Raw genomic sequence first — 25,906 nt, 5'->3', positions numbered from 1 at the left:
ACACCACAAAAATTATCTTCGGCCGCTCATTTTTTTTAAACCCCACCGGCCGGGCATCCCCCCCGCCCCTCCCCGTCTTCCCTGACCCCCGCCGGCGGCCGGGCCGCCGGATCACCGGGTCAGGTGTCGAGCGCCGCGCTCACCGTGCACTTCTTCACGCGTGACACCTGGCGCGGGCTGTCCATGGCCACCTTGACCGTCGTCGTCCCGCCGCTCTCCAGGTCCACCTCCGTCTCACCGGAGTCGACGACCCGGCCGCTCGCGTCGGTGAACGTCACGTCGATGTCGTAGCGGTCGGCCGCCCCGACCGGGGTCTCCACCCGCACGGTCGCGTACGTGACGGCCTTGCGCTTGCCCTTGCCCTGGTGGGCGCAGCCGACGATCCGCGCCTGGACCCCGCCCGAGGCGGCGGCGGTCGGGGTCGGGTCGCCGTAGCCGCTGTCGGACGAGCCGTTCTCGTCGCCGTGGTCGTTCTGGGAGTTGTAGCGCGAGCCGGAGTCGTACCCCGACGAACCGTTGCTCTTCTTCGAGTTCGAGCAGCCCCCGCCGCTGCTGCCCCCGCTGCTGCTTCCCGACTTCCCCCTGCCGCTCCCCTTGCCGGACTTGGCCGACGAGAACCCCGTCAGTGCCAGCACCACCACGACCAGTACGGCCGCGAACTTCAGACGTCGACGTATCAAGGCCGAGTCACTCCCCCGTTGGACACGTAGGACCCCCCGGCCCTGCCGAGAAGCCCATGAACCTGTCAAGTGCGCGCGACACCCTAGCAGCGGGCGCGGACAGCCGCAGGCGCCGCATGGCGCGCGCCGGCCACCCGGCGTAGCGTCTCCACCTGGAGCAGGGTTCCGCACAGCCAAGGAGGCCGGGCGATGGTCCGCAACATCTTCGGTTCGATCCTCGCTCTCGCCGGGGCCGCCGCGGCTGTTCTCGGGCCGTTCCACTCCTGGTACGAGGGGCGGATCGGGCACGACTACCGCGTCGCCGACCTCTTCGACGGCGTCACCGCGAACGGGGCCGGGATCTTCACCTCGATCCTGCTGCCCTTCGCCTTCGCCGCTCTGGTCACCCTGGCCGGGGTGGTGGCGCGCTCGCGTGTGCTGGTGGCGCTGGCCGGGGTGATCGTCCTCGGTTTCACCGTGCTGTGGATGGTGCGTCAGGGGCAGGCGGCGGGTTCGCTGGTCATCAGCGGGAACGGCTCGGGCCTGGGCGTCGGCGTCGCGTACACGGCGGGCGGCGGGGTGGCGCTGCTGCTGGCCGCGGCCCTGATGTCCGGCCGGAGGCGCGCCGGGCGCCGGGACCGCGAGCAGCCGCAGCCGTACGAGCCCCCGCCGTACGAGCAGCAGCCTTACGAGCCCCAGCCCTACGACCCGCAGCCGTACGACCCCCGGCCCTACGAGCCGCAGGGCTACGGGCAGCAGCAGGGGTACGGGCCCCAGGGCCAGGACCCGGGGAGGTACGAGGAGGACCCGTGGCCGCGGACGCGCGACGGGGACACGCAGTCCCTGCCCACCACGGGCCGGTGGTACGAGGAGAACGGCACCCCCGGCACCGGCCGCGCCGCCCGTCCCGACGACCCGCACCGCTGACGCCTCGTACCGCTGGGACCCCCGGACCGCTGACGCCTCGTGGGCTAGGGCCGCGCCCCGCCCGTGAACCGGTGCACGGCGTCCAGCACGGCCGGGGCGAGGGTGTCCGGGTGGTCGGCGTCGTGCATCAGGTGGTCCACTCCGGGCAGCGGCACCCGGCCGGGACCCGCGACCTGTGCGCGGCCCAGGGCGGCGGTCAGGGCGTCGGTCGTCGCGCAGGGGACCTGGACGTCGTTCGTGCCGCAGGTCAGCAGCGTCCTGGTGCCCGGCCGGAGCGCGGCCGCGGTGTCGGGCGGGTAGACGGCGTCGTCGCTCTCCACGAACCGGGCGCTCGGCCCCTGGAAGGCCTGGAAGAGCTGGGCGAGCACGGGCGGCAGGTCGGTGGTGTCGACGGGCCGGCGTTCGCGCAGGGCCGTGACGGCGGCGTCGATCGCCGCGTCGATGGCACGCTGCTGCTCCGGGGTGAACTGGCCCTGCCGGACCGCCTCCGCGGTCTGGGCGTGCAGTTGCAGCGCCACCAGGTCCAGCATGCGGATCGCCTGCGGTTGCAGCAGCGCCAGGCCGGCCGGGCGCGGGCGGGCGGTGCCGCCGAGCAGCAGCGCGGTCATCGCGCCCTCGCTGTGCCCGACGACCAGCAGCCCGCGCGGGTCGGTCTCCGGCTGGTCGCGCAACGCCTCGTAGGCGGCGCCGGCCTGGCGGACGAACGCCGGGTAGTCGAGTTCCTCCGGGCGGTCGCGGTAGGCGCCGAGCCCGGTGCGTCCGGTGCCGTACTTGTCGAATCGCAGCGTGGCGACCCGGTCGTCCCCGAGCGCGTCGGCCAACTGCGCCAGGGTGCGCGGGCGGGAGGCGGGCGGCTGGTCGCCGTCGCGGTCGGTGGGGCCGCTGCCGGGCAGCAGCAGCGCCGCCCGCAGCCGTTGCCCGACGCGATGGGCGGGCACGTGCAGGGTGCCGTAGGTGGTCGTCCCGTCGACGGTGAAGACGACCTCGCGATCGGCGGCCGGCACGAGGGCCGGAACCGCCTCCGCCGGGGTGACGGTCACGACGGTCAACGCCAGTACGGCCGCGGCGAAACGGAGGAACATCGGTCTGCCTCTTCTCAGCTCAGGTGAGGGCGTTCTCTATCAGCGCGACGGTCGCGCGGGGGTCCTCGACCTGGAGGACCAGACGGGCGTAGTGCTCGTCGGCGAGTTCGACCACGACGGTCTTCGACGGATCCCGGACGTCCCAGAAGACCTTCTCGCCGTCGAGATGGAACGTGCCCGCCGTGATCACGCCGGGCACGCGGGCGCCGGGCGCGCGGATCCCCTTGGGATCGGCGATGATGCCGGGATCGGCGGTCGCGCCGCGGACGTTGGCCAGCGGGACGGTCAGACTGCTCTTCAGGGCCCAGACTTTGTGGAGACCCTCGATCACGACGACGAGGTCGTCGCCGTCGATGCGCACCAGTGCCATGTCGGTCTCCTTGTCAGGCGAGAGGATCGAGGCGTCGGGACAGGGCGGTCCCGACGCCGTCGGGGTCGCCGCGCAGGAGGATGCCCAGCGCGGCGGCCGTGAGGGCGGCGGCCAGTTCGGCGGGGACGCCGAGCGCGTCGGCGACGGCCCGGTCGACGGTGCCGAGCGCGGTCGCCACCTCGGCCGCGACCTCGTCGTCGGCCGCTGCCCGTTCGACCGCCGCGAGCAGCAGCAGCCCGAGATCGGCGGAGGTGATGAGCCGCAGCGCGGTCGCGGCGTCCGGTGCCCCGGCGAGCGCGTCGGCCAAGGGACGGACATCGTCGGCGAGATGGCGGCGCAGCGCGACCAGATAGAGGCCGCGCTTGCTGCCGAAGGTCTTGTACAGGCTGTTGCGGTGCACGCCGAGGTGGGTGACGAGATCGTCGACGGACACCCCGTCGTACGCGCGGCTGCCGAACAACTTCACGGCGGCGCGCACCGCCTCGTCCTCGTCGAACGCCCTTGGCCTGCCCATGAATTGACCATAGCCAGTTGAGGAACGATCAGTCAAGAACGATCGTTCCTCAAATACCGCCGACCACACCCGCCCCGCGTGCCGCGGTCACGGCACGCGTGGTGGGTGGTGAAGGGTGGGTGGTGAAGGGTGGGTGAGGGGCGGCGGGCGGCGGCGGGAGACCCGAAAGGGCCTAGGTCCGCGAACCGCGCCCCGTCGCCGTGCCCTTGACCGCGTCCAGCGCGTACACGCAGCGGTCCTTGCTGCACGCGTACACCACGCCGCGCCGCGCCACCGGCGACCCGGTGATCTCGCCGCCCGTCGCGAGCTTCCAGCGGAGCTGACCGCCGCTCGCGTCCAGGGTGTAGAGCGCGTGGTCGGCCGAGCCGAAGTGCAGCCGGCCGTCGGCGACGACCGGGGCTCCGATGACCTCGCCGCCCGCCGCGAAGCGCCACTTGGGCGTGCCGGTGACCGCGTCCAGGGTGTAGAGCGCGCTGCCGCTGCCGACATGGACGTTGCCGTCGGCGACCAGGGCCGGTTCGATCGACTGGCGGGACTCGGTGGCGATGCGCCAGCGGTCCTTGCCGGTGGCCGCGTCGAGCGCGTACACCGTGCCCAGGTAGTCGGCGAGGTAGACACCGCCGCCGGTGACGGCCGGGCCGGGCGCGAAGGCGGGCGGGGAGAGGAAGACGGCGGGCGCCTCGAAGTGCCAGCGGACATGGCCGGCGGCGAGGTCGACGCAGAGCACACGGGTGCCCGCCGCCACGTACAGCCGGCCGTCGGAGGCGGGGGTCACCCGTACCGGTACGCCGCCGCAGGAGGCCGCGTCGCCGATGGGGTACGACCACAGCTCGGCGCCGGAGCGCGCGTCCAGCGCCTGGAGCCGGGCGTCCTTCCACACGAAGACCGTGCCGTCGTGGATCGTGGGGCCCGACTCCGGGGTCTCGAAGTCCGTCTGGGCGCCCGCGATCTCCCACAGCCGCTCGCCGGTGGACGCCTCCCACGCCTGGACGCCGCCGCCGCGCGTGCCGGTGACGACCGTGCCGCGGTCGACCTTGAGGGAGTACACCCAGGAGGTGGTCTGGAGCCGCCAGCGCTCCGCGCCGGTCGTGCTGTCGAGCGCGTAGAGCGTCGGCCCGTCCGAGGCGTGGATACGGCCGTCGGAGACCGCCATCGCCCAGGCCACGTCCCGGGTCTTGAACTGACGGCGCCCGCTGCCCACGTCCAGCGCGTGCACCTCGAAGGACGTGACGTAGAGCAGGTCCCCGTCGACGACCGGGGTTCCCCAGACGTCGTTGGACATCCGGAACCGCCAGGGCCGCCAGCGCTGCGCCTCGGCCACCGCGTCCGGCGGCTGGGTGGGCGCGGGCAGCGGCGGTACGGGCGGGTGCGGCGCGGCGCCGTGCGCCGGGTCCGCCCCGTTCAGCCCGGCGGGCGGGCGGATCCAGCCGGTGGCGGGACCGGCGTCCGCGACGGCGTGCGCGTCCCCGACGCGCGGGCCGGGGCCGATCGGGACCGGCGCGCCCGGGAGCTGGACCGGGCTGGACGGCGCGGCGGCGGCCATCGCGGCGCCCTGCGGGTGGGCCGCGGGCCGGACGGCGGGACGGCCGCCGTCGGGGCGCCAGGCGGCGTCCCAGTCGGGCGCCTGCGGGGGCCGCGGCGGCTGGTGCGGGGGCTGCGGGGGCAGGGCGGGGCGCGCGACGGCGGCGATCCGGCCCCCGTTGCGGCGGCGCTCGATCATCGCGGTGGCGGAGTCCGGCAGCCAGGCCGACGCCGTACCGCTGTCGTCGCCGCCCGAGGCGAAGAGATGGGGCGCGAGCTGCGACTGGAGGTCGGCGGGCGAGGGCCGCAGCCCGGCGTCCATCTGCATGCAGGACTCGATGAGGGGTCTCAGCTCGTCCGGCAGTCCGGTCAGGTCCGGGCCCTCGCGCAGCAGCATGAAGACCGTCTCGACCGGGTTCGCCCCGTGGAAGGGGGCGTGGCCGGTGGCGGCGAAGACCAGGGTGGATCCGAGGGAGAAGATGTCGCTGGCGCCGGTCACGCTGCGCGAGTCCCTGGCCTGTTCCGGCGACATGTAGGCGGGGGTGCCGACCGCGACGTTCGTCATGGTCAGCCGGGTGTTGGAGGCGCCGGAGGCGATCCCGAAGTCGATGACGCGGGGGCCGTCCTCGACCACCAGCACGTTCGACGGCTTCAGGTCGCGGTGGACGAGCCCGGCCCCGTGGATCGACTGGAGGGCCTCCGCGATCCCGGCGGCGAGCCAGCGCACCGCCTGGGCCGGCATCGGACCGCACTCGTTCACTATTTCTTCCAGCGAGGGCGCGGGCACGTACGCCGTGGCCAGCCAGGGCACCGCGGCCCGCGGGTCCGCGTCCACGACGGCGGCCGTGTAGAAGCCGCTGACGGCGCGGGCGGCCTCCACCTCACGGGTGAACCGGACCCGGAAGAGCTGGTCCTCCGCCAGTTCCGTACGCACGGTCTTGATCGCCACGCGACGGCCGGAGGCCGAGCGGGCGAGATAGACCAGCCCCATGCCGCCGGCCCCGAGCCGCCCCAGCACCTCGAAAGGGCCGATACGCCTCGGGTCGTGCTGCGTCAGCTGCTCCACTTGCCTGCCACCTCCCCGTCCGGGCCACAAAGGTACGGCCCCGTGCCCCCTGATTCTTCCTGCCGGAGGCGTCGGTTGCGAACCCGGGGGCGGATCGGGGTGTCTCGTCCCGATCCGGACACCTGTGTGTCCCGTATGCCCGCCCACCGGGGATTCTCCCCCGGTACGCGGGCCGAAGTCCCTCGTCCGCTACTCGCCGGTCCGTTTCCAGCCCCGCCACCGTTTTCTGCCGGGCTCGGACTCCGATACGGATTCCGGGGCCGATTCCGTCAGGGGCGGCTCCGGCGCTTTCCGGTCCGGCGCCCGCTCCGAGTCTTCCGCTTCTTCCTCCCCCGGCGTGCTCTTTCCACTCCCGGGCGCGTCCCCGCCCTCCTCCAGGACCGCGAAGGTCGCGCCCTGGTCGTCCACGAGGACGGCCATCCGGCCGGACGCGATACGGAAGGGCGGCGCGGTGATCCGGCCGCCCAGCCGGACCGCCGTACCCGCGGCCCGGTCGCAGTCGGCCACGGCGAAGTAGCTCAGGAAGTGGCCCGGCAGCTCGGCCGGGAAGGCGTCCGTGATCACGCTGCGCCCGCCGACGGCGCCCGCCGGGCCCGGGGCCGCGCCCGGCGGGGACCACATCCGGAAGTCGACGGCGGAGTCCCCGCCGGGGACGTCCGTGCCCCGGAAGCCGAAGACGCCCTCGTAGAAGGGGTCCACCCGCTCCTTGTCCCGCGTGTAGACCTCGGTCCAGCAGAAGGAGCCGGGCAGGCCCTTCTTCTCGAACCCCGCGTCGTCACCCGCCTGCCAGAGCCCGAAGACGGCGCCGGCCGGGTCCGCGGCCTGCGCCAGGACACCGGAGCGCCCCACCGCGACCGGCTCCCTGACCATCCGGCCGCCCGCCGCGACGATCCGTCCGCTGAGCGCCACCGCGTCGGCGGTGGCGAAGTAGACGCCCCAGGCCGTGGGCATCCTGCCGTCCCGCTTGGCGGCCAGCCCCGCCACCCGCTTCCCCTCGCTGAACGCCTCCGCGTACCTCCCGCGCTCCTCGTCCGCGCCCCGGCGGAAGGTCCAGCCGAACAGCTCCCCGTAGAAGCGCTCGCCCGCCGCCAGGTCGGGGAGCGACACGTCCACCCAGCACGGCGTGGACTCCGCGAATGCGGCCATGGACCGGATCCTTCCCTGTGCACCGCTGCGCATGACACCGGCGTGTGGCGCCCGTCACAGCAAAGCTCGTGCGGGTTGGCCGGAAACGCAAGCCGAAGAAATCGAACAATTGGTTCATTGTCCCAGGGTGAAGCCGCCGCCACCCCGAGTTATCCACCGATGTTGTCCACAGGCTGTTGATAACACTAATGCTGTGCACAACCCGTGGAACGGGCCCCGCTCCGCCGTGCGGGAGATGGCCGGTTCCCCATTTGCAGTCGGCCAAATCGCGCTCCGATCACCCCTCGGTAAGCTGACGACATGACAGGACAAGTGCGCACCGTCGACGGCCGCGTGGCTGGTCGACGCGGACAGGCGACGCGGCAGAAGCTGCTCGACTGCCTCGGCGAGATGCTCAGATCCTCGCCGTACCGGGACGTCAAAGTCATCGACGTCGCCCGTAAAGCGGGCACTTCACCCGCGACCTTCTACCAGTACTTCCCGGACGTCGAGGGCGCCGTCCTCGAAATCGCCGAGGAAATGGCCAAGGAGGGCACCGGATTGACGGCTCTGGTCTCCGGCCGCTCCTGGGTCGGCAAGGCCGGGTGGCAGACGTCGGAAGAGCTTGTCGAGGGGTTCCTCGATTTCTGGCGCAAACACGACGCGATCCTCCGTGTGGTCGACCTCGGCGCGGCCGAGGGCGACAAGCGGTTCAACAAGATCCGTCTCAAGATCCTCAACTCCGTGACCAGTTCCCTGACGGAGTCGATGACCGAGCTCCAGTCCAAGGGACGCGTCGACAAGGACGTCAGCCCGGCGGCGGTGGCCGGTTCCCTGGTGGTCATGCTCGCGTCGGTGGCCTCGCACCAGAAGGGCTTCCAGAGCTGGGGCGTGAAGCAGGCCGAACTCAAGCCGAACCTGGCCCTGTTGGTCCATCTCGGCATGACCGGCAAGAAGCCCACGAAGTAACGCGCCGAAACGATCCGGCGCACTGGCCGGCGGGCACGGTACGGGCGTGCCCCCTCCACAGTCCTGTCACGCCGACAGGGGTCCGCGACCGACCCCTGTCGGCGTTCCCGTACCAGGACACGCACACCGAACCACCCGCCCCGTCGCGAGGACCGGACCGGGGATTGAATGGGCCGCATGGACGACCACGGCGCACCCCGCACCCCCCAGGAAGACTTCCGCGCCCTGCTGCGCGCCCAGCGCGTCTGGGACACGGACGGCGCCCCGCTGCCCGCCTTCGACCCGGCCACGGCGCCCGGCGACCCGCTGACGCTGTTCCACCGGTGGTTCGCGCAGGCGGTGGCCGCGCACCAGCCCGAGCCGCACACGATGACGCTCGCGACCACCGACGAGCGGGGCCGCCCCGACGTACGGACGCTGATGCTGCACGACGCGGACGACCAGGGCTGGCACTTCGCCTCGCACGCCACCAGCCGCAAGGGCCGCCACCTCGCGGCGCGCCCCGAGGCCGCCCTCAACTTCTACTGGCCCGCACAGGCCAGGGCCGTACGCCTGAGAGGACCGGTGCGCACCGCGTCCCCGGCGGACGCCGCCGCCGGTCTCCACGCCCGCTCGACGGGCGCCCTGGCCGCCGCCCTGGTGGGCCGGCAGAGCGAGGTGCTCGGCTCCCCCGACGAGCTGGCGGAGGCGAGCCGCACGGCCTGGGAGCGGGCCCGCCGCGACCCGGCGGCCGAGGCGCCCACCTGGACGGCGTACGTCCTCGTCCCCGACGAGGTGGAGTTCTTCCAGGGCGAGGAGCGGCGCCGCCACGTCCGGCTGCGCTACCGGCGGGAAGGTACCTGGGTACGGGAGCTGCTGTGGCCGTGAGCCGGCGCTCCCGCCGCCGACCGCCGCCGCGCCGGGCGTGACCGATTCGCAACCGGTTTCCTCCTTGACCGGACCCCAACAAGTGTCGGGGGCCTTACGCTCAGCTTTCATGTGTGCCGATTTCGACCTCACCGACGACCGTCCCGTGTATGTCATCGGAGGGGGCCCCGGCGGGCTCGCCGCCGCCGCCGCCCTGCGTCAACAGGGGGTACGGGCCGTCGTGCTGGAGAAGTCGGGCGCCGTCGGCGCGTCCTGGCGCGCCCACTACGAACGGCTGCGGCTGCACACCACCCGCGCCCGCTCCGGGCTGCCGGGGCTCAAGATGCCGCGTTCCTTCGGGCGTTGGCCGGCCCGCGCCGATGTGGTGCGCTACCTGGAGAAGTACGCCGCCCACCACGGCCTGGAGATCGTCACCGGTGTGGAGGTCACCCGCGTCGACCCCGCCCCCGACTCCAGCGGCTGGCTGCTGCGCGCCACGGGCGGCCGGGAGCTGACCGGACGCGCGGTCGTCGTGGCCACCGGCTTCAACCACACGCCCCGGCTGCCCTCCTGGCCGGGGCTGGCCGCGTACGAGGAGGCGGGCGGGACGGTGCTGCACGCCGCCGCGTACCGCGACCCCGCGCCGTACGCCGGGAAGGACGTCCTGGTCGTCGGCGTCGGCAACACGGGCGCGGAGATAGCCGTCGACCTCGCCGAGGGCGGCGCGGCGCGGGTGCGCCTCGCCATCAGGACCGTCCCGCACATCCTGCGCCGCTCCACGCTCGGCTGGCCCGCGCAGCAGACCGGGATCCTGGTCCGCAGGCTGCCGACCCGGCTGGTCGACGCGGGAGCCTCCCTCATGTGCCGGATCGCGGTCCCCGACCTGTCCGCGCAGGGGCTGCCGCGCCCGGACACGGGGCTCTACACACGGGCCCGTCAGGGCGCGATCCCGGTGCAGGACGTGGGGCTGATCAAGGCGGTACGGAGAGGGAGAGTCGAGCCGGTGGCGGCGGTCGACTCCTTCGAGGGGAACGAGGTCGTCCTGGCGGACGGCTCGCGCCTCGCCCCCGAGGCCGTCATCGCCGCCACCGGCTACCACCGCGCGCTGGAGGGGCTGGTGGGCCATCTGGGTGTCCTGGACGCCCGGGGGCGCCCCGTGACCCACGGCCGCAGGACCCCCGCGCAGGCGCCCGGCCTGTACTTCACCGGCTTCACCAACCCGATCAGCGGCAACTTCCGCGAGATGGCCCTCGACGCGCACCGTATCGGGAAGGCGGTCGCCCGCCGGACCCGCGGCGAGGCCCGCGCGGGCGGCTCCCGGGAGACGGCCGCTACGCCACCGCCGGCCGGCGTCTGATCACCAGCGCCATCAGCGCCGCCACCGCGCACAGGGCGCCCGAGGCGTACCAGATCACGTCGTACGAGCCGAAGACGTCCCGCGCCACACCGCCCACGAAGGCGACGGCCGCCGCCCCGACCTGGTGCGAGGCGAGGACCCAGCCGAAGACGATCGCACTGTCCTCGCCGTAGTGCTCACGGCACAGGGCGAGCGTCGGGGGGACCGTGGCGACCCAGTCCAGGCCGTAGAACACGATGAAGAACACCATCGGCGGGTGGACGGACGGCGCGAGCAGCATCGGCAGGAAGAGCAGCGAGATCCCGCGCAGCGCGTAGTAGACGGCGAGCAGCCGGCGCGCCTCGTAGCGGTCGGTGAACCAGCCGGAGGCGATGGTGCCGACGACGTCGAAGACACCGATCACCGCGAGCAGCGAGGCGGCGGCCGTGATGGGCATGCCGTGGTCGTGCGCCGCCGGTACGAAGTGGGTCTTGACCAGGCCGTTGGTCGAGGCGCCGCAGATCGCGAACGTACCGGCGAGCAGCCAGAACGGCCCGGTGCGCGCCGCCGACACGAGCACGGTCAGCGCCCGCCGGGCCGCGCCCCGTACGGGTGCGGGCTTCGGGGTGAACTCCGTGGCCCCGTAGGCGGGAAGGCCCACGTCGGCCGGGTGGTCGCGCAGCAGCAGCCAGACGAACGGGACGACCGCGAGGGCGGTCAGCGAGACCGTGACGGCGGCCGGGCGCCAGCCGTGGGACTCGACCAGCCAGGACAGCAGCGGCAGGAAGACCAACTGCCCGGAGGCGCCCGCGGCCGTCAGCACGCCGGTGACCAGACCGCGCCGGGCCACGAACCAGCGGTTGGTCACCGTGGCGGCGAAGGCCAGCGCCATCGAGCCGCTGCCCAGACCGACCAGAACGCCCCAGTACATCACCAGTTGCCAGGCTTCGGTCATCCGGACCGTGGCCACCGCGCCGACCGCGATCATGGTCAGCGCGACGGCGACGACCCGCCGGATCCCGAAGCGGTCCATGAGCGCGGCGGCGAACGGCGCGGTCAGCCCGTACAGCGCCAGATTGACGGAGACGGCGAAGCCGATCGTCCCGCGCGACCAGGCGAACTCCGTGTGCAGCGGCTCGATCAGCAGACCGGGGAGCGAGGCGAAGGCGGCGGCGCCGATGATCGTCACGAAGGTGACGGCGGCGACGAACCACGCCCGGTGGATCCGTCCGGGCGCGCGCGGGACGCCCTGCGGCGCGCGGTCCTGGGGGAGGACCTCCGGGGCGTTCTCCGGGGGGTCCTGCGGGCGGTCCTGCGGGGAGAGATCCGTTGGCTGGGTCACGTCAGCCAGCATCGGGCGCGGGCCCCGGCCGTACGAGTGGCCCGGCGGACACCCTTCGCTAGGATCGGGCCATGTCCCAGGGCCCGATCCGACCACCGCACCGCGCCGACCGGCCGCACCGGGTCGTCGTGCTCGCCCTCCCCGGGGTGATCCCCTTCGAGCTGGGCATCCCGCAGCGGATCTTCGGCCGTGCCCGCGGCGCGGCGAGGGAGCGGCTCTACACCGTGGTGACCTGTACGGCGGGGGCGCCGGGCCCGGTCCCCACCGACGCGGACTTCGCGATCCTGGTGGAGCACGGCGCCGAGGCGCTGGCCACCGCCGACACCGTCGTCGTTCCGGCGTCGTACGAACTGGGTCCCGTGTACGAGGAGGGCGTGCTCACCGAGGAGCTGGCCGCCGCCCTCGCCCGGGTCAGGACGGGCACCCGGATGGTCTCGATCTGCACGGGCGGCTTCGTCCTGGCCGCAGCCGGGCTCCTCGACGGGCGGCCCGCGACCACCCACTGGGCCTCCGCCGCCCGCTTCCAGCGGCTGTTTCCCCGGGTCGCGGTCGACCCGGACGTGCTCTTCATCGACGACGGCGATCTGCTCACCTCGGCCGGGGTGGCCGCCGGGATCGACCTCTGTCTGCACATCGTGCGCCGCGACCACGGCGCGGCGGTCGCCAACGAGGTCGCGCGGCGCACGGTCGTCCCGCCGCACCGGGACGGCGGCCAGGCGCAGTACATCCGGCGCCCCGTCCCCGAGCCGCGCGCGGCGACCACCACGGCGGCGCGCGCCTGGGCGCTCACGCGCCTCCACGAGCCCATCCGGCTACGGGACATGGCCGAGCGGGAGTCCATGTCCGTACGGACGTTCACCCGCCGGTTCCGCGAGGAGGCGGGGGTCAGCCCCGGGCAGTGGCTGCTGCGGCAGCGGATCGAACGGGCCCGTCAGTTGCTGGAGTCGACGGACCTGTCGGTCGACCAGGTGGCGCGGGACGCCGGGTTCGGTACGGCGCAGTCGATGCGGCAGCATCTCCAGGCGGCGCTGGGCGTCCCGCCGACGGTCTACCGCCGCACGTTCCGGGCGACCGCCTCCTGGGCTGCCCGGCTCGGGGCAACTTCCTAGGCGGGGCGCGGGATGCCGTAGGAGGGTTTGCAGGGGGCGGAGCCGTATCCGGTCGTCGTGCCGTAGCCACCGGAACCGTTCGCGGCGCCGGGGCCGGCGGTGGCCCCGGCGGCGGCACCGGCGGCGGCCCGGGAAGCGGGCTCGGGGGCGCTCACCGCGCCGCCCGCCGCGCCCGTCGTGCACACCGTCGCACCCGGGGGCTCGTCGGGGCCGTCCGCCGCGCACCCCGGCGCACCCCGGTCGACCTCGCACCAGATCCGCTTGCCCGCGCCCTCCGGCTGCCATCCCCAGCGGTCGGCGAGGCCGTCGACCAGTTCCAGACCGCGGCCGTTGGTGTCCTCGCCCGCCGCGTGGCGCGGGCGGGGCGGGCAGGCGCTGATGTCGGCGACCTCCACCCGTACGGTGCCCGCCTCCGCCGCTCCCGAGCCGAAGAGCATCCGCAGCACGGCCGGACAGCCGGTGTGCACCACGGCGTTCGTGACCAGCTCGGAGATGAGCAGGATCAGCGTCTCCGCGACCGGCTCGTCATCCCCCAAGCCCGAACCGACGAGCCTGGATCTGGCCCATCTGCGCGCCCGCCCCACCTCCGCGGGGTCGGGCCCGATCTCCAACTGCACCTGAAGCACCTGCACCGCTCACACCATCCGAACCGGCGGACACATCGCCTCGCGCCTCGACAGGGTCCTCGACGAGATCACCCAACGTGATTCCCTTACGGGACAGCATGGTTGACGTACAGTCACCGCAACAAGCGCTTCGGGCATATTCCAGCGCGAAGGAGTAGGCGTGGTGCATACTGTGCGACGCACGTTGCGGGGAGTCGAACACGGGCGCGTACGGCGCACACGCGGCGCCCGAGCGGCGCACACGCGCGATGCGGGAGCCGCCGTACCGGCGACACCGCGCCCTTCGCGCCCCACTGCCTCTCGCACCCAAGGGAGCGTACCGGAGCCCGGCGGTGACTCCGGCGTGTGACGGCGAACCGTAAGGACACAACCCGGTATCGACCGCGACGGTCGGCCCCTCACCACGCACGGTGACGCATCAGAGGGTTGAGGCCAAAGCTTTCCGTACGGCCGGAAGAGGACGCGGACCGGCCCAGGACCGGTCGGCTCCGGTCCTGGGCCGGTCAACTCCCCTGAGGTCCGGTCCGGTCAGGGCTCCGGCGTCACGTAGTACGCGGCGAAACCCTTCAGGATCTCCGTCTCGCCGATCCTGCCGTCGCCGTCCGCGTCGAGTTCACCGGCCACCCGCACCGCCACGTCCGGCTCGACCCCCAGTACCCGCAGCGCGCGTTCGGCCGCGGCCGGGGTCACCGTGCGGCCGGCGCCGGGCGCCGCGCCGTCGTCGCCCGCGACCGCGATCGCGGCGCTCAGGAACGGCCGGGCGATCTCCGCGAACCGCTCCGGGTTGTCGCGCAGCCGCTTCACCGCGCCCGTGACGAACTCCTGGCGGCTGACCCGCTGGTCGCCGTCCACGTCCGCGATCCCGGCCATCCCCTGCCAGAACGCCTCGGCCCCGCTGTAGAGCGCCTGACCTCTGTCGGAGCGGGCCGTCGTACCGAACTCGGCGAGCAGCGCCGCCGCCGCCCCGCTGAAGTCCTCCCGGTCGATGTAACCGCTGCCGTCCTGGTCGAATGCGGCGAACCTGGAGGCGATCTTGCCCTCGTATTCTGCGCTGTCCATGCCGGGAGCGTACGACGGCGGAGGGCCGCCGTGTGTCCGCTTGCCCGGAAGGCCCGCGGGGAAAGCGCAGATGAAGCGGGCGTGAAGCGGCGCGGGGGGGGGCGCTAGGGTCTTTCGTTTGGATCCGGCTGGGTCAGGGAGCGGGGTCCGGTGCCGTGGATCGCAAGGCGGAGGAGGGAGGCGACGCGGAGCGTCGTGGATCGACGACAACGCCGCGAGGCGCGGTGCCGGGGCACGCGAGCCCGGCAAGATCCAAACGAGAGGCCCTAGGCCGACAGCGGTTGCGCCTGGGTGTCGACGGCGCTGGGCACATCGGGGAAGACGTCGAAGAGCCGGCGTACGCCGAGCGCCGCGAGAACGCGGTTGACGTGCGAGCCCTCCTCCGAACCCCGTGCGGGCAGGATGAGACGGAGATTGCCGCGACAGGAGTGGAGCAGCCGGCGGGAGGCGATCAGGACGCCGACACCGCTGGAGTCGCAGAAGAAGACGTGCGAGAGATCGAGCACGAGTTCGTGCTGTCCCTCGGCCACCGCGTCATGGACCCGCTGGCGGACCTCCGGCGATGTCACGAGATCCAGCTCGCCGGTGATGTGCAGGACGGTCCACGCGCCCTGCTCCGACTCGTTCACCTTGAGCGTCACGCGTCTGATGCCCTTCTCCTCGACGGATGGGACGATCCGGAAGTATTGCTTCCTGGTCGCCCCTGCCCCTTTCCCCGGGGGCGAAACGTCGCGGGCCGGCGTACGGGGACGCGCCGGTCGTCGTACCGGGCGCACTTACCGCAAAGGGGCGTGCGCTGTCGGCGGTGCCCACTACATTCGACGAGACGCCGGGGCGGCGACTTCGGCATCATGAGGGAACCGAAGAGGGCCAGAGGAACAGGGCTGGGGGTCGGATGGCGAAGAACACACCGCCCCGCTGGGACCGCAGGATGCAACAGCGGCTCGCGCGGGGCGAGGCGGCCGCGCTCGGTGAGCTGTACGACCGGTACGCGTCCCTGGTGCACGGCCTCGCCCACCGCGTACTGGACGACGACGAGGCGGCGGACCGCGTCACCCGCGACGTCTTCGGTCACCTCTGGGAGAACCCGGACACCTACGACCCCCGGCAGGGCTCCCTGCGCTCCTGGGTGGCGAATGTCACACAGGAGCTCGCCGTGCGGCGGCTCCGCGAGACGGAGCGCCGGGCTTTCGAGGCGAGCGGCGAGGGCACCACGGAGGAGATCGAGCAGAAGATACGCCGGGCCTCGGCGGCGGCCCGCGCGGACTACATCGTCAGGTCGATGCCGAAGCCCCTGCTCAGCGCGTTGGAACTGGCGTACTTCCAGCGCCGGGACTGCCGTCAGACGGCGGAGGACCTGGGGGTCACGGAGGACGAGGCGCGGCGCCGGCTGCGGCTGGGCCTGCAACTGCTCTCGACGGCCAACAGCCGGTCCGGGGACGGCCTCCCGCCACCGGACCACGGGCGCTCCCGGTGACCGGCCCGCTGGACGGCGGCTCCCGCGGCGACCGCGACCCGGGCGAACCGACGCCCTCCCTCCGGATACCCGGCCCGAGGCCGGCGGGCGACGACCTGGACCCGCCGGAAGCGGATACGGGGCCGGACCGGGCGCCGGAAGCGGAAGGAGTACGGGGGTCCGGGCCGGCGCCCGGGCCCGGCATACCCCGGCTCACCCACAAGGTCCTGAAATCGCTCCTCGGCGCCTGGGCGCTCTCCGCCTGCTCGGCCGCCGAGACCGGACTCGTCGAGGACCACCTCACCGAGTGCGCGCCCTGCGCGGAGGAGGCGCTGCGGCTGCGCGACGCCGTCGGACTGCTGCACGCCGAGGGGAATCTGGACCTCGACCCGCTGCTGCGCTCCCGGGTGCTGGAGGACTGTCTCGGCCGTCGCCCCGCCCGCGTGCCGGTGCCCGGCTGGGCCGCCCCGTACGACGCGGAGACCGCCCGGCTCGACGCGCTGCTGCGCGACATCGGCCCCCAGGACTGGCACGCGCCCGTACGGCTCCAGTGGTTCCAGCACGAGCGGGCGGCCTTCCGCAGGACGACGGTCGCCGGGGTCATGGGCCATCTCATGACCGTGGACGGCGTGGTCGCGGCGGCCCTCGGGCTCGACGACCCGCTGGGCCACGGCGCTCCGGCCGACCCCACCGACCGTACGGAGAACTTCTGGCGCGCGGCGACACCGCCGCCCACCCGGGCGCTCCACGAACCCTGGCGGGAGCTGAACCACACGCTGATCCGTACGGTCTCCTTCGCCGGCCGGGGCGTGGCCGAACTCTCCGTCACCTACGGGGAATTCGCCCTTCCGCTGCGCGACGCCCTGCTGGAGCGGGCCTTCGAGTGCTGGATCCACGGCACGGACATCGCGGAGGCGGTGGCCTACCCGTACAAGCCGCCGAGCGGGCCCCATCTCCACGCGATGATCGACCTCGGCGCGCGGCTGCTGCCCGGGGCCCTCGCGCTGCGCCGCCGGGCGGGGCTGGCGGGCCCGGCGCGGCACCTCGTGACGGCGGGTTCGCCCGGCCGGTCGCTGCATCTGCTGGTGGAGGGCTTGGGCGGCGGCGACTGGTACATCCCGCTGGACTCCCCGGCGGCGCTCGGCTGCCCGGAGCTGTCGGTGGGCGAGGTCGCGCTGGACGCCGTCGAGTTCTGCCAGGTGGTGGCCGGGCGGGTGTCGCCGGAGGACGCGGCGGCGGGTCAGGACGGCGACCGCGAGGCGATCAGGGACGTGCTGTTCGCGGCGGCGGCGATGAGCAGGCTCTGAGCCGCCGCCGGCCCGCCCCGTCGGTCCTTTCCGCTCGGGCGGGACGGACGGGACGCCTCAGGCGAAGACGACCGTACGGTGGCCGTTGAGCAGGATCCGGTGCTCCGCGTGCCACTTCACCGCGCGCGCCAGCGCCTGGCACTCCACGTCCCGGCCGATCGCCACGAGCTGTTCCGGCGTGACCTGATGGCCGACGCGCTCGACCTCCTGCTCGATGATCGGGCCCTCGTCGAGGTCGGCCGTCACATAGTGCGCGGTCGCGCCGATCAGCTTCACGCCCCGCGCGTGCGCCTGGTGGTACGGCTTGGCGCCCTTGAAGCTCGGCAGGAAGGAGTGGTGGATGTTGATGATCCGGCCGTTGAGCTGCTTGCACAGGTCGTCGGAGATGACCTGCATGTACCGGGCGAGGACGACCAGCTCGACCCGCTCGGCGCGGACCAGCTCCAGCAGCTCCGCCTCCGCCGCCGCCTTCGTGTCCCTCGTCACCGGGATGTGGTGGAAGGGGATGTCGTACGAGGCGGCCAGCTCGGCGAAGTCCGTGTGGTTCGAGACGACGGCCACGATCTCCACGGGCAGCGCGCCGATGCCCGCCCGGAAGAGGAGGTCGTTCAGGCAGTGGCCGAACTTGCTGACCATGAGGACGATCCGCATCCGCTCCTCGGGACGGTGGATCGCCCAGTCCATCCGGAAGGAGTCCCCGATGGCGGCGAAGCTCGCCCGCAGCTTCTCCACGGTGACCGGCTCCTCCGCCGAGAAGTGCACCCGCATGAAGAAGAGCCCGGTGTCGTGGTCCCCGAACTGCTGGCTGTCCTCGATGTTGCAGCCGGTCATGAAGAGATAGCTCGACACGGCGTGCACGATGCCCTGTTTGTCCGGGCAGGACAGCGTCAGCACGTACTGATCGGCGCCGTCCCGGCGGTCGGTGCGGCCGGACGGGGCAGACGGGGCGGGTGGCTGCGCGGCGGTGCTCATGACCACAAAGGATCCCACATCGCCGTACCGGCCCCGCGGGCTCTCAGCCGGAGCGCGTCATGATGCGCAGCACGTCCAGGGTCCGCGGCGGCGCGTCCGGGTCGTCCCCGTCGCCCGCCGCCAGCCGTACGTGCGCCTCGCGGGCCGCGCGGACCGCCTCCGGCCAGCCGTGGTGCTCCAGATAGGCGGAGACGGGCGCGTCCGCGCCGACCTGGTGCATGATGCGCAGCACCCGGAGCACGGCGAGATCGACGAGGGCGGCCTCGCCGGAGTCGCGGAAGATCGTGCCGACGTACTTCTCGGCCGACCAGTTGTCGAGCCAGGTGTCCTCGACCAGCCGGTACACGGCGTCGGTGACGTCGCCGTACCCCTCGCGGCCGGCCAGCCAGCACTCCTGGTGGAAGACGGGATCGGAAAGCATGTGCAGCGCCGAGCGCACATTGCTGCGCCAGCGCCACCACGGCATGTCGTTGAGCGGCATGCCGCCCATGGTGGGGGAGCGACGGCCGCGACGGGAAGAGTTCTCGGAAGCTGGCTGCACAGCCCCGACTTTACGGTCCGCCGGGCGATGTCACCCAGGGCCCCCGTTGTTCACCTCCACGTCACTCACCGTTGAACCGTGCTCACTCCGCAGTTCCGCGCGGGACGGGAGCGTGGGGGACTATGACCGGTCGGCGACGTTTCTCCTCCCTCCGCCCGCTCCGGAGCGGCGCGCTGCTCGCCCTCGGCGCCCTGCTGTCCGGCTGCGGACTCCTGCCCGGCGACGCCGGCGGCTCCCGGACCCCGGTCACGGTGATGACCTGGGCGCCGATCGGCACCAACGCCACCAATCTGCCCGGGATGCCGGCCATGGCGCAGGCGTACGCCCGCTGGGTCAACGCCGCCGGCGGCCTCGACGGCCATGAGCTGCGCGTCCTGACCTGCAACGAGCGCAACGACTCGGCGGGGGCCGCCGAGTGCGCCCGGCGGGCGGTGAAGGAGAAGGCCGTCGCCGTCGTCGGCTCGTACAGCCAGTTCGGACGTCAGTTCATGGCGCCGCTGGAGGCCGCGGGCATCCCGTACATCGGCGGGTACGGCATCAGCGAGGAGGAGTTCACGAGCTTCCTCTCCTACCCGGTCAACGGCGGGCAGGCCACGCTCCTCGCGGGCAGCGGCCGTCAGGTCGCGCGCAACTGCGCCCGTACGGCGCTGGTACGGCCCGACACGATCGGCGGCGACAACCTGCCCGACCTGATCGACGCCGGGCTCTCGCAGGGCGGTCGCGGTCCGGCCGCCGACATCCGCGCGGCGGAGGACGCCACCGACTACACGCGGCAGGCGAGGACGGCGCGGGAGCGGGCCCGGGACGGCGGCTGTGTGACGGCGGTGCTCGGGGACCGCACCGAGACCTTCCTCGACTCCTACCGCAGGCTCCCCGAGGACGGCCGGTCCATCCGGATCTCCTCCGTGCTGGGCAGCGCCGACCAGTCGCTCGTCGACCGTACGGGCGGCAAGGACGGGATCTTCGAGAACGCGTATCTCACCGGCTGGTACCCGGTGGCCGGCGACCGGGCGTGGGGGCCGATGCGCGGCGTGATCGACAAGTACGCCTTCGGGAACAACGACATCGACCCGGCCGACCCGGGCCCGCAGACCACATGGATCGCGTACACGGTGCTGAAGAAGGTCGTCGAGTCGATCGGCACGGGCGGGATCACCCCCGAGAGGATCACGGACACCCTGGACCGGGGGCTGGAGGTGGACACCGGCGGTCTCACGCCCACGCTGCGCTGGCGGTACGAGGACATGCTCGGGACGCCGAACTTCCCGCGGATCGTCAACGGGAACGTGACGTTCCAAGTGGTCAAGCAGGGGCGGCTGGTGAGCCAGCGCGAGGGGTTCGTGGACGTGGGCGCGACGCTGCTGGAGGGGCCCGCGCGGTAGCCGCGCTCCCCCCGCGCGCCGGGCGGGGCCGCGGGCCGGACGGCGCGTGCCGGGCCGGACGGCGCGTGCCGGGCCGGACGGGGGTGTCCTCCCCGCCCGGCCCGGGGCCTCAGAGCTGGGTCGGGGCCCGCTCGGTGAGGCCGTACTTCGTCGCGATGCCGTTCCACAGGCCGGACGCCTTCTTCTTCGCGGCCGTCGCCTCGCCGCTCGCCCGGTCGCCCTTGGAGCGCTCCGAGGTCACCCGCGCCTGGCCGTCCTTGCACCCCTTCTTCTTCCCGACCTGCTTGGCCCACGCCGCGTAGTGGTCGTCGGCGGAGGCGGACGCCTCCCACGCGTCGGTGAGGGAGGACGTCAGCTCGGTGTGCTGGGGCAGCTTGTCCACCGTCAACGCGTCCAGCCGGGTCACCAGACCGCGGCGCTGCTCGGCGGCGGCGTGCAGATCGGTGGCCGCCTGCCCGAGGTTGTCGCAGGTCCTGATGGAGTTGACGGCGTTGATCACCGATTCTCGGCTGCTGCTGCTGTCGGCGAGGAGCTTGTCGAGCTCCGTCGCCTGGGTCTTCACCGGGTCCGGCGCGGCCTGGGCGGCCGACTCGGTGGCCGAGGGCGAACTGGCCGCCGCCACCGTCTTGCTGTCGTCCTTGGGCGCGTCGTCACCGCCGCCGCTCATCAGCGCGCCCGCGCCGAGGCCGAGGACGACGATGCCGGCCGTGACGGTGGCGATCAGCGGGACCCGTGAGGACGTACGGCGCCCGGCGGAGCGTCCGCGCGGCTCGTGCGGCGCGTGACCGCCCGGCGCGGCCTGGTCCCCGTAGGACGGGGAGTTCCCGTACGAGGGGGCCGGGGGCTGCTGCCGCGGCTGCTGTCCGGCGCCGCCGCCCCGGGACCGCCGGCTGCCGACGGGCGGCGCCGGGGTCTCGATCCGGGGCATCTTCTGGGTGGAGCCCGAGGACGGGCCGTCCGTGCGGAAGAGGTTGTCGAACTCGGCGGGCGGCGGGCGGTCGCCCGGCGCGCCGGGCCGTACGCCGTACGGAGCCGGGCCCGCGGCGGCGGGCGGGGGCCCGGCCGGGACGGGCGCGATGAACTGCGTGGCCTCCGCGTCGGAGCCCTGCGCCGCGACGGGCGGCAGGAACTGGGTCGCGTCGGAGCCGTTGTCCCGGCTCTCCGGCGGCAGGACGCCCGGCCCCCGCGAGCCCGGCGAGGCGGGCGGAACGGGCGGTATGAACTGGGTGGCGTCCGAGTCGCCCGCGCCGGGGGGCGCGGCGGGAATCGGCGGCAGGTACTGCGTGGCGTCCGCGCTGCCGGGCGGGGGCGCCTCGGCGGGCAGCGGCATCGGCTGCCCGTAGCCGCCCTGCTGCGGGGGCTGCGCCTGGCCGGCGGGGTCCCCGTACCCCTGCGACTGCGGGGAACCGGGGTACGGCTGGGGCTCGGAGTACTGAGGGGACTCCCCGTACGGCTGGGGCAGCGGCTGCGCCTGGGGCTGCGGCGCGGGCTGTCCGTACGGCTGCTGCTGCGGCGGGGTCGCGTCGTACGGAGCGCCCCCCGGTCTCCCGTACGACGGCGTGGGCTCCGGCGCGCCGTACGCCCCGTACGGTTCCTGGCCGCCCTGCGGGTAGGGCTGCTGGTAGGGCTGGTCGTACGACGGTGATCCCCCGGGCGCCCCGTACCCCTGCGCCGGGTCCTGCGGGGTGCCCTGGGCTCCGTAAGGCGCATGCGGGGCGTGCGGATCCTGCCCGTACGCCTGGTGCGGCTGCTGCGGCTGTCCCCACGGCTGGGCGTCCTGCCGGCCACCCGTCGGCGGCAGCGCGGCCGGGACCGGCGTCGGCGGGTTCTGGTCCGCGGCCGAGCCGGGGATCCAGGGCCCGCTGCCGTCGCTGGGCAGCACGACGCCTTCGTGCGCGGGCCGAGCGGCGGGATACTGCGGCTCATCCCCTTGTCCGCTGTGCGTCACCGGGACTCCTACGTGTGGAACGGCTGGACCTACCGAATCGTCGGTTCACGCTACCGGGTGAATCCCGCCTTCGAACACACGCATGGGAAGGGTGTCGGACCGGTAACGCCCCGGCCTGCGAAGACGCAGGTGGCAGGTGTGAAGTCACACGTTTCTCACCGGATTTGACCGAGGGCACGGTGTCCACACCGCGCCCTCACGACGCCCCCACGAAAACCCCGCGCCCGGCCCCGCCGGGGCGCGGGGGAACCGGGCCACCGCCCGGGGACCCCGGTCCGCCCGGCCGCTCGCGTGACCGGCCGGCCGTCGCTCCGGCCCCGGGACGGCCCTCGGACCGCCCCTCAGACGGCGCTCACGCGGCCTGGATCTCCAGCCGCGCCCCGAACTCCCGCACCGCGGGCTCGTCCCCGTACGGCTCCAGCCGCTGCTGAAGGTCCTCCAGATACTCCGCCCCCCGGCTGGAGCGCAGCGTCCCCAGCAACTCGACGGCGCGCGTGCCGGTCTGGCACGCCTGCTCCACCTCGCGCTGCTGGACCTGCGCCGTCGCCAGCAGGACGAGACCGATCGCCCGGCGCCGCGCCCGGGACTCCGGGTGGCCCTCCAGCGCCGCCGAGGCGTGGCGCGCGGCGGCCTCGGGACGGCCCAGATCCCGGTAGCAGTGCGCCAGTTCGTCGGAGAGATAGGCGTGGTCGAAGTGCTCGATCCAGTCCGGGTCCGCCCCCGCGCCGTCGTCCACGTGCTCCAGCGCCGTGACGGCCCGGCCCGCCGCCGCCTCGCAGGTACGGGTGTCACCCATCAGCGCGTGGCCGCGCGCCTCCGCCGCGTGGAACATGGCCTGGGCGCGCGGCGGCACCTGACCGCGTGTCCCCTCCTGCGCCGCGCGCGCCAACTGGGCGATCTCGCGCGGGTTTCCGAGCTGGGCGGCGAGATGGCTCATGGACGCGGCCAGGACGTACCCGCCGTACCCCCGGTCCCCCGCCGCCTGCGCGAGGCGCAGCGCCTGGATGTAGTAGCGCTGGGCGAGCCCCGGCTGCCCGGTGTCGACCGCCATGTACCCGGCCAGTTCGGTCAGCCGGGACACCGCGGAGAAGAGCCGGCGGCCGACCGCCTCCCGGTACGAACCGGCCAGCAGCCCCGCCACCACGCTGTTCAGGTAGTGCACGACGACCGGCCTGACATGGCCGCTGCCGAAGCGGTGGTCCAGCGCGATCAGGGCGCGGGTCATCGCCCGTACCGCCTCGACGTCCGAATCGCCCACCCGGGCACCGGTGTTGCGCGCGACGGCGGAGTCCGCGCCCGTGATCAGCCAGTCCCGGCTGGGCTCGACGAGCGCCGAGGAGGCCACGGCCGAACCGGAGAGGAAGTCACGGCGACCGACGTCGCTGCGCCACAACTCGCAGACCTGCTCGATCGCCCCCATGACGGTCGGCGAGAACTGGAGGCCGACCCCCGAGGCGAGGTTCTTCCCGTTGGCCATACCGATCTCGTCGATCGTGACCGAACGGCCCAGCTTGCGGCCGAGTGCCTCGGCGATGATGCCCGGGGCCCGGCCGCGCGGCTGCTGGCCGCGTAACCAGCGGGCCACCGATGTCTTGTCGTAGCGCAGGTCGAGACCGCGCTCCGCTCCCACCATGTTGACGCGCCGCGCGAGCCCGGCGTTGGAGCACCCGGCTTCCTGGATGAGCGCCTGGAGCCGTTCGTTCGGCTGGCGCGCGACGAGTGGCCTGGCTGCCAATGGATACCCCCTGTGGCCGCAGTGATCAACTCTGTGAACACTGCCCGGCAAATGTGCGGAGAATGCGCATGTTCGGCAATAACGCAAATAATCTAGGTCTTTCCGGAAACTTCCACGACCACGACCGGGCCACCGCCGACCATCGGTCGTGCGCGGCCCCGCGCTGCCCATATGGTGTCCGACCCCCGGGGGTGGTTACCCGCGTACCGCTCCACCCCTTCCCGCGCGCCCCCATACATGCATCGATGCGCCCCATTTGCGTGATCAAGGGGTGCGGCGCGCCGTCCCGCGCCCGTAACCCGTGCGGGTGGCGGGAGTTGTGTTCTGCGTGGAAGAGACCATCGGCGTCACGGACGCCGCCCGGATCCCCGGACAGCGGGGCGACCTGCTGCTCGACAGCGCGGTGCGGTACGCGGAGGAGCGGCACTGGGAGGTGTTCCCCGGCACCCGGCTGGTGCCGGTGCCCGGCGGGGAGCGGTGCTCCTGCGAGCGGACGGAGTGCGCCTCACCGGGGGCGCACGCCACGGGCCCCGACTGGGCGGCCCTGGCGACGGGCAGCCCGGCCGCGGTGCGCCGGCTGTGGTCGAAGCAGCCGGGCGCGTCGGTGCTGCTGCCGACGGGGCGCGCCTTCGACGCGCTGGACGTACCGGAGTCGGCGGGCTTCCTCGCGCTGGCCAGAATGGAGCGGATGTCGCTGACGCTGGGCCCGGTGACCTGCACCCCGGACCGGCGGATGGTCTTCTTCGTGCTGACGGGCGGGGCGGCGAAGGCGGACGCCCTGGTACGGAAGCTGGGGTGGACCCCGGAGGCGGTCGACCTGGTCGCGCGCGGCGAGGGGCACTACGTGGCGGCGCCGCCGACCCGGGTGGGCGGCCGGGGCGCGGTGCAGTGGGCGTGCGGGCCGACCCCGGCCAACCGCTGGCTGCCGGACGTGGCGGAGCTGATCAGTCCGCTCGCGTACGCGTGCGGACAGGAGGCGGCGGCCGTACGGGCGCGGGACGGGCGGGCCGGGCACGGGTAGTCCGCGCACGGCGGGGCAGGCGCGCACCCGTACGTAGGGTGGTTCCCGTACTCCCGGAAAGGGATGTAGGGGAACCAACAGGACACGGGGAGGTCGTGCGTCATGCCGGACCGGACAACACGAGAGGCGGGGGCGGTCACGGGGGCCGCCGTGCGGGTCGAAGGGCTCTGGAAGCGCTTCGGCGAGCAGATCGCGGTCGCCGGGGTCGATCTGGAGCTGCCCGCGGGCCAGTTCATCGGGCTGGTCGGACCGAACGGAGCGGGCAAGACCACCACCCTCTCCATGATCACCGGCCTGCTCCGTCCCGACCAGGGCCGGGTCGTGGTCGCCGGGCACGACGTCTGGCGGGACCCGGCGGAGGTCAAGGCGCGGATCGGCGTCCTGCCGGAGGGGCTGCGGCTCTTCGAACGGCTCTCGGGACGCGAACTCCTCGGCTACACCGGGAGGTTGCGCGGACTGCCGGGACCCGAGGTGGACAAGCGGGCGACGCAGCTCCTCGACGTGCTGGACCTGGCGGGCGCGCAGCACAAGCTCGTCGTCGACTACTCGACCGGGATGCGGAAGAAGATCGGGCTGGCGGCGGCGCTGCTGCACAACCCCGAGGTGCTCTTCCTGGACGAGCCGTTCGAGGGCGTCGACCCGGTCTCCGCGCAGACGATCCGGGGCGTGCTGGAGCGCTACACCGCCTCGGGCGCCACCGTCGTCTTCTCCAGCCATGTCATGGAGCTGGTCGAGTCGCTGTGCGACTGGGTCGCGGTGATGGCGGCGGGCCGGATCCGCGCACAGGGCACGCTCGCGGAGGTACGGGGCGACGCGACGTCGCTCCAGAACGCCTTCCTCGGACTGGTCGGCGCGCAGCCGCAGGGCGGCGGCGGGGACCATCTCGACTGGCTGGGCGGTGCGCGATGAGCGCCGTACCCACGGAGCCGGGGACCACGGGTGCCGCAGGGGCCTCAGGGGCCTCCGGGGCCTTCGGAAACGCGGCGTCCGCCG

At 73.5% G+C, this 25,906-nt stretch carries 23 protein-coding genes and 1 pseudogene; 10 read left to right on the top strand and 14 right to left on the bottom strand.

Annotated elements, in window-relative coordinates; translation table 11 throughout:
* Positions 1-119 precede the first annotated feature (119 nt).
* Complete coding sequence (locus tag ACFXPK_RS09070; protein WP_384999093.1) at positions 120-680, bottom strand: hypothetical protein; 561 nt, start codon at positions 678-680, stop codon at positions 120-122.
* A gap of 189 nt (positions 681-869) precedes the next feature.
* On the opposite strand from ACFXPK_RS09070, the gene ACFXPK_RS09065 reads away from it, so the two are divergent.
* Positions 870-1,586 (top strand): hypothetical protein, encoded by a 717-nt coding sequence (locus ACFXPK_RS09065; protein WP_385073246.1) that lies wholly within the window; start codon positions 870-872, stop codon positions 1,584-1,586.
* A gap of 44 nt (positions 1,587-1,630) precedes the next feature.
* Here ACFXPK_RS09065 and ACFXPK_RS09060 read toward each other — a convergent pair whose 3' ends face one another.
* The 5 genes and pseudogenes from ACFXPK_RS09060 to ACFXPK_RS09040 form a co-directional block, all read right to left on the bottom strand.
* Entirely contained in the window at positions 1,631-2,668 is a 1,038-nt protein-coding gene (locus ACFXPK_RS09060; protein ID WP_385073243.1) for an alpha/beta hydrolase, read from the bottom strand.
* A gap of 19 nt (positions 2,669-2,687) precedes the next feature.
* The gene (locus ACFXPK_RS09055; RefSeq protein ID WP_384999138.1) at positions 2,688-3,038 is read right to left on the bottom strand and encodes a hypothetical protein; all 351 of its coding nucleotides are present in this window, start codon (positions 3,036-3,038) and stop codon (positions 2,688-2,690) included.
* 13 nt (positions 3,039-3,051) lie between these two features.
* On the bottom strand, positions 3,052-3,552 hold the full coding sequence (locus tag ACFXPK_RS09050; RefSeq protein ID WP_385073240.1) for a TetR/AcrR family transcriptional regulator: 501 nt from the start codon (positions 3,550-3,552) through the stop codon (positions 3,052-3,054).
* 172 nt (positions 3,553-3,724) lie between these two features.
* Positions 3,725-6,139, bottom strand: coding sequence for a PQQ-binding-like beta-propeller repeat protein (locus ACFXPK_RS09045; RefSeq protein ID WP_385073237.1), 2,415 nt, complete (start codon positions 6,137-6,139; stop codon positions 3,725-3,727).
* A gap of 354 nt (positions 6,140-6,493) precedes the next feature.
* Positions 6,494-7,285 (bottom strand): annotated as a pseudogene (locus ACFXPK_RS09040) (VOC family protein); the annotation flags it as partial.
* A gap of 300 nt (positions 7,286-7,585) precedes the next feature.
* On the opposite strand from ACFXPK_RS09040, the gene ACFXPK_RS09035 reads away from it, so the two are divergent.
* The 3 genes from ACFXPK_RS09035 to ACFXPK_RS09025 all read left to right on the top strand — a co-directional run bounded on the left by ACFXPK_RS09035 (position 7,586) and on the right by ACFXPK_RS09025 (position 10,436).
* Positions 7,586-8,233, top strand: coding sequence for a TetR family transcriptional regulator (locus ACFXPK_RS09035; protein WP_385002872.1), 648 nt, complete (start codon positions 7,586-7,588; stop codon positions 8,231-8,233).
* A 177-nt stretch (positions 8,234-8,410) separates the two neighbouring features.
* Positions 8,411-9,100, top strand: coding sequence for a pyridoxal 5'-phosphate synthase (locus tag ACFXPK_RS09030; RefSeq protein WP_385002875.1), 690 nt, complete (start codon positions 8,411-8,413; stop codon positions 9,098-9,100).
* 109 nt (positions 9,101-9,209) lie between these two features.
* Positions 9,210-10,436: a flavin-containing monooxygenase gene (locus ACFXPK_RS09025; protein WP_385002878.1), complete on the top strand. Its 1,227-nt coding sequence runs from the start codon at positions 9,210-9,212 to the stop codon at positions 10,434-10,436.
* Here the strand turns inward: ACFXPK_RS09025 and ACFXPK_RS09020 are convergent.
* The gene (locus ACFXPK_RS09020; RefSeq protein WP_385073232.1) at positions 10,411-11,769 is read right to left on the bottom strand and encodes an MFS transporter; all 1,359 of its coding nucleotides are present in this window, start codon (positions 11,767-11,769) and stop codon (positions 10,411-10,413) included. The two genes, ACFXPK_RS09025 and ACFXPK_RS09020, sit on opposite strands and share 26 nt — an antisense overlap.
* Before the next feature lie 59 nt (positions 11,770-11,828).
* On the opposite strand from ACFXPK_RS09020, the gene ACFXPK_RS09015 reads away from it, so the two are divergent.
* The gene (locus ACFXPK_RS09015) at positions 11,829-12,866 is read left to right on the top strand and encodes a GlxA family transcriptional regulator (RefSeq protein ID WP_385073229.1); all 1,038 of its coding nucleotides are present in this window, start codon (positions 11,829-11,831) and stop codon (positions 12,864-12,866) included.
* Here the strand turns inward: ACFXPK_RS09015 and ACFXPK_RS09010 are convergent.
* The 3 genes from ACFXPK_RS09010 to ACFXPK_RS09000 all read right to left on the bottom strand — a co-directional run bounded on the left by ACFXPK_RS09010 (position 12,863) and on the right by ACFXPK_RS09000 (position 15,192).
* Positions 12,863-13,498: an ATP-binding protein gene (locus ACFXPK_RS09010; protein WP_385073226.1), complete on the bottom strand. Its 636-nt coding sequence runs from the start codon at positions 13,496-13,498 to the stop codon at positions 12,863-12,865. The two genes, ACFXPK_RS09015 and ACFXPK_RS09010, sit on opposite strands and share 4 nt — an antisense overlap.
* A gap of 522 nt (positions 13,499-14,020) precedes the next feature.
* Complete coding sequence (locus ACFXPK_RS09005; RefSeq protein WP_385002890.1) at positions 14,021-14,551, bottom strand: EF-hand domain-containing protein; 531 nt, start codon at positions 14,549-14,551, stop codon at positions 14,021-14,023.
* A gap of 266 nt (positions 14,552-14,817) precedes the next feature.
* The gene (locus ACFXPK_RS09000; protein ID WP_329825013.1) at positions 14,818-15,192 is read right to left on the bottom strand and encodes an STAS domain-containing protein; all 375 of its coding nucleotides are present in this window, start codon (positions 15,190-15,192) and stop codon (positions 14,818-14,820) included.
* A gap of 254 nt (positions 15,193-15,446) precedes the next feature.
* Here ACFXPK_RS09000 and ACFXPK_RS08995 point away from each other — a divergent pair, with 254 nt between their 5' ends.
* Both ACFXPK_RS08995 and ACFXPK_RS08990 read left to right on the top strand, forming a co-directional pair.
* Positions 15,447-16,028: a sigma-70 family RNA polymerase sigma factor gene (locus tag ACFXPK_RS08995; RefSeq protein WP_385002893.1), complete on the top strand. Its 582-nt coding sequence runs from the start codon at positions 15,447-15,449 to the stop codon at positions 16,026-16,028.
* Positions 16,025-17,314 carry a maleylpyruvate isomerase N-terminal domain-containing protein gene (locus tag ACFXPK_RS08990; protein WP_385073222.1) on the top strand — a complete coding sequence of 430 codons (1,290 nt, stop codon included), beginning with the start codon at positions 16,025-16,027 and terminating at the stop codon, positions 17,312-17,314. The genes ACFXPK_RS08995 and ACFXPK_RS08990 overlap by 4 nt, the downstream gene beginning before the upstream one ends.
* Before the next feature lie 57 nt (positions 17,315-17,371).
* Here ACFXPK_RS08990 and purU read toward each other — a convergent pair whose 3' ends face one another.
* On the bottom strand, positions 17,372-18,286 hold the full coding sequence (gene purU, locus ACFXPK_RS08985) for a formyltetrahydrofolate deformylase (RefSeq protein WP_385002899.1): 915 nt from the start codon (positions 18,284-18,286) through the stop codon (positions 17,372-17,374).
* 43 nt (positions 18,287-18,329) lie between these two features.
* Positions 18,330-18,776: a hypothetical protein gene (locus ACFXPK_RS08980; RefSeq protein WP_385002905.1), complete on the bottom strand. Its 447-nt coding sequence runs from the start codon at positions 18,774-18,776 to the stop codon at positions 18,330-18,332.
* 173 nt (positions 18,777-18,949) lie between these two features.
* Here ACFXPK_RS08980 and ACFXPK_RS08975 point away from each other — a divergent pair, with 173 nt between their 5' ends.
* Positions 18,950-20,209, top strand: a complete 1,260-nt coding sequence (locus ACFXPK_RS08975) for an ABC transporter substrate-binding protein (protein WP_385073219.1) — start codon at positions 18,950-18,952, stop codon at positions 20,207-20,209.
* Positions 20,210-20,318: 109 nt separating this feature from the next.
* On the opposite strand, the gene ACFXPK_RS08970 is transcribed toward ACFXPK_RS08975, so the two are convergent.
* Complete coding sequence (locus tag ACFXPK_RS08970; RefSeq protein WP_385073216.1) at positions 20,319-22,091, bottom strand: hypothetical protein; 1,773 nt, start codon at positions 22,089-22,091, stop codon at positions 20,319-20,321.
* Between the two features lie 418 nt (positions 22,092-22,509).
* A complete protein-coding gene (locus ACFXPK_RS08965; protein WP_385007228.1) occupies positions 22,510-23,892 on the bottom strand; it encodes a transcriptional regulator in 1,383 nt (460 codons plus the stop codon).
* A gap of 328 nt (positions 23,893-24,220) precedes the next feature.
* Here ACFXPK_RS08965 and ACFXPK_RS08960 point away from each other — a divergent pair, with 328 nt between their 5' ends.
* Both ACFXPK_RS08960 and ACFXPK_RS08955 read left to right on the top strand, forming a co-directional pair.
* Positions 24,221-24,913 carry a bifunctional DNA primase/polymerase gene (locus ACFXPK_RS08960; RefSeq protein WP_385073213.1) on the top strand — a complete coding sequence of 231 codons (693 nt, stop codon included), beginning with the start codon at positions 24,221-24,223 and terminating at the stop codon, positions 24,911-24,913.
* 102 nt (positions 24,914-25,015) lie between these two features.
* Complete coding sequence (locus ACFXPK_RS08955; RefSeq protein ID WP_385007224.1) at positions 25,016-25,822, top strand: ABC transporter ATP-binding protein; 807 nt, start codon at positions 25,016-25,018, stop codon at positions 25,820-25,822.
* Positions 25,823-25,906: the final 84 nt, after the last annotated feature.

It is taken from the genome of Streptomyces sp. NPDC059142, assembly GCF_042755665.1.
Taxonomy (GTDB): Bacteria; Actinomycetota; Actinomycetes; order Streptomycetales; family Streptomycetaceae; genus Streptomyces.
This window is presented reverse-complemented; position numbering and strand designations above follow the sequence as displayed.

Coding starts and splice junctions, on each gene's coding strand:
- ACFXPK_RS09050 (WP_385073240.1), bottom strand. CDS start 3,552: ATGGGCAGGCCAAGGGCGTTCGACGAGGACGAGGCGGTGCGCGCCGCC.
- ACFXPK_RS08975 (WP_385073219.1), top strand. CDS start 18,950: ATGACCGGTCGGCGACGTTTCTCCTCCCTCCGCCCGCTCCGGAGCGGC.
- ACFXPK_RS09005 (WP_385002890.1), bottom strand. CDS start 14,551: ATGGACAGCGCAGAATACGAGGGCAAGATCGCCTCCAGGTTCGCCGCA.
- ACFXPK_RS08995 (WP_385002893.1), top strand. CDS start 15,447: ATGGCGAAGAACACACCGCCCCGCTGGGACCGCAGGATGCAACAGCGG.
- ACFXPK_RS09065 (WP_385073246.1), top strand. CDS start 870: ATGGTCCGCAACATCTTCGGTTCGATCCTCGCTCTCGCCGGGGCCGCC.
- ACFXPK_RS09035 (WP_385002872.1), top strand. CDS start 7,586: ATGACAGGACAAGTGCGCACCGTCGACGGCCGCGTGGCTGGTCGACGC.
- ACFXPK_RS09015 (WP_385073229.1), top strand. CDS start 11,829: ATGTCCCAGGGCCCGATCCGACCACCGCACCGCGCCGACCGGCCGCAC.
- purU (WP_385002899.1), bottom strand. CDS start 18,286: ATGAGCACCGCCGCGCAGCCACCCGCCCCGTCTGCCCCGTCCGGCCGC.
- ACFXPK_RS09060 (WP_385073243.1), bottom strand. CDS start 2,668: ATGTTCCTCCGTTTCGCCGCGGCCGTACTGGCGTTGACCGTCGTGACC.
- ACFXPK_RS09030 (WP_385002875.1), top strand. CDS start 8,411: ATGGACGACCACGGCGCACCCCGCACCCCCCAGGAAGACTTCCGCGCC.
- ACFXPK_RS08955 (WP_385007224.1), top strand. CDS start 25,016: ATGCCGGACCGGACAACACGAGAGGCGGGGGCGGTCACGGGGGCCGCC.
- ACFXPK_RS08980 (WP_385002905.1), bottom strand. CDS start 18,776: ATGGGCGGCATGCCGCTCAACGACATGCCGTGGTGGCGCTGGCGCAGC.
- ACFXPK_RS09055 (WP_384999138.1), bottom strand. CDS start 3,038: ATGGCACTGGTGCGCATCGACGGCGACGACCTCGTCGTCGTGATCGAG.
- ACFXPK_RS09020 (WP_385073232.1), bottom strand. CDS start 11,769: ATGCTGGCTGACGTGACCCAGCCAACGGATCTCTCCCCGCAGGACCGC.
- ACFXPK_RS09025 (WP_385002878.1), top strand. CDS start 9,210: ATGTGTGCCGATTTCGACCTCACCGACGACCGTCCCGTGTATGTCATC.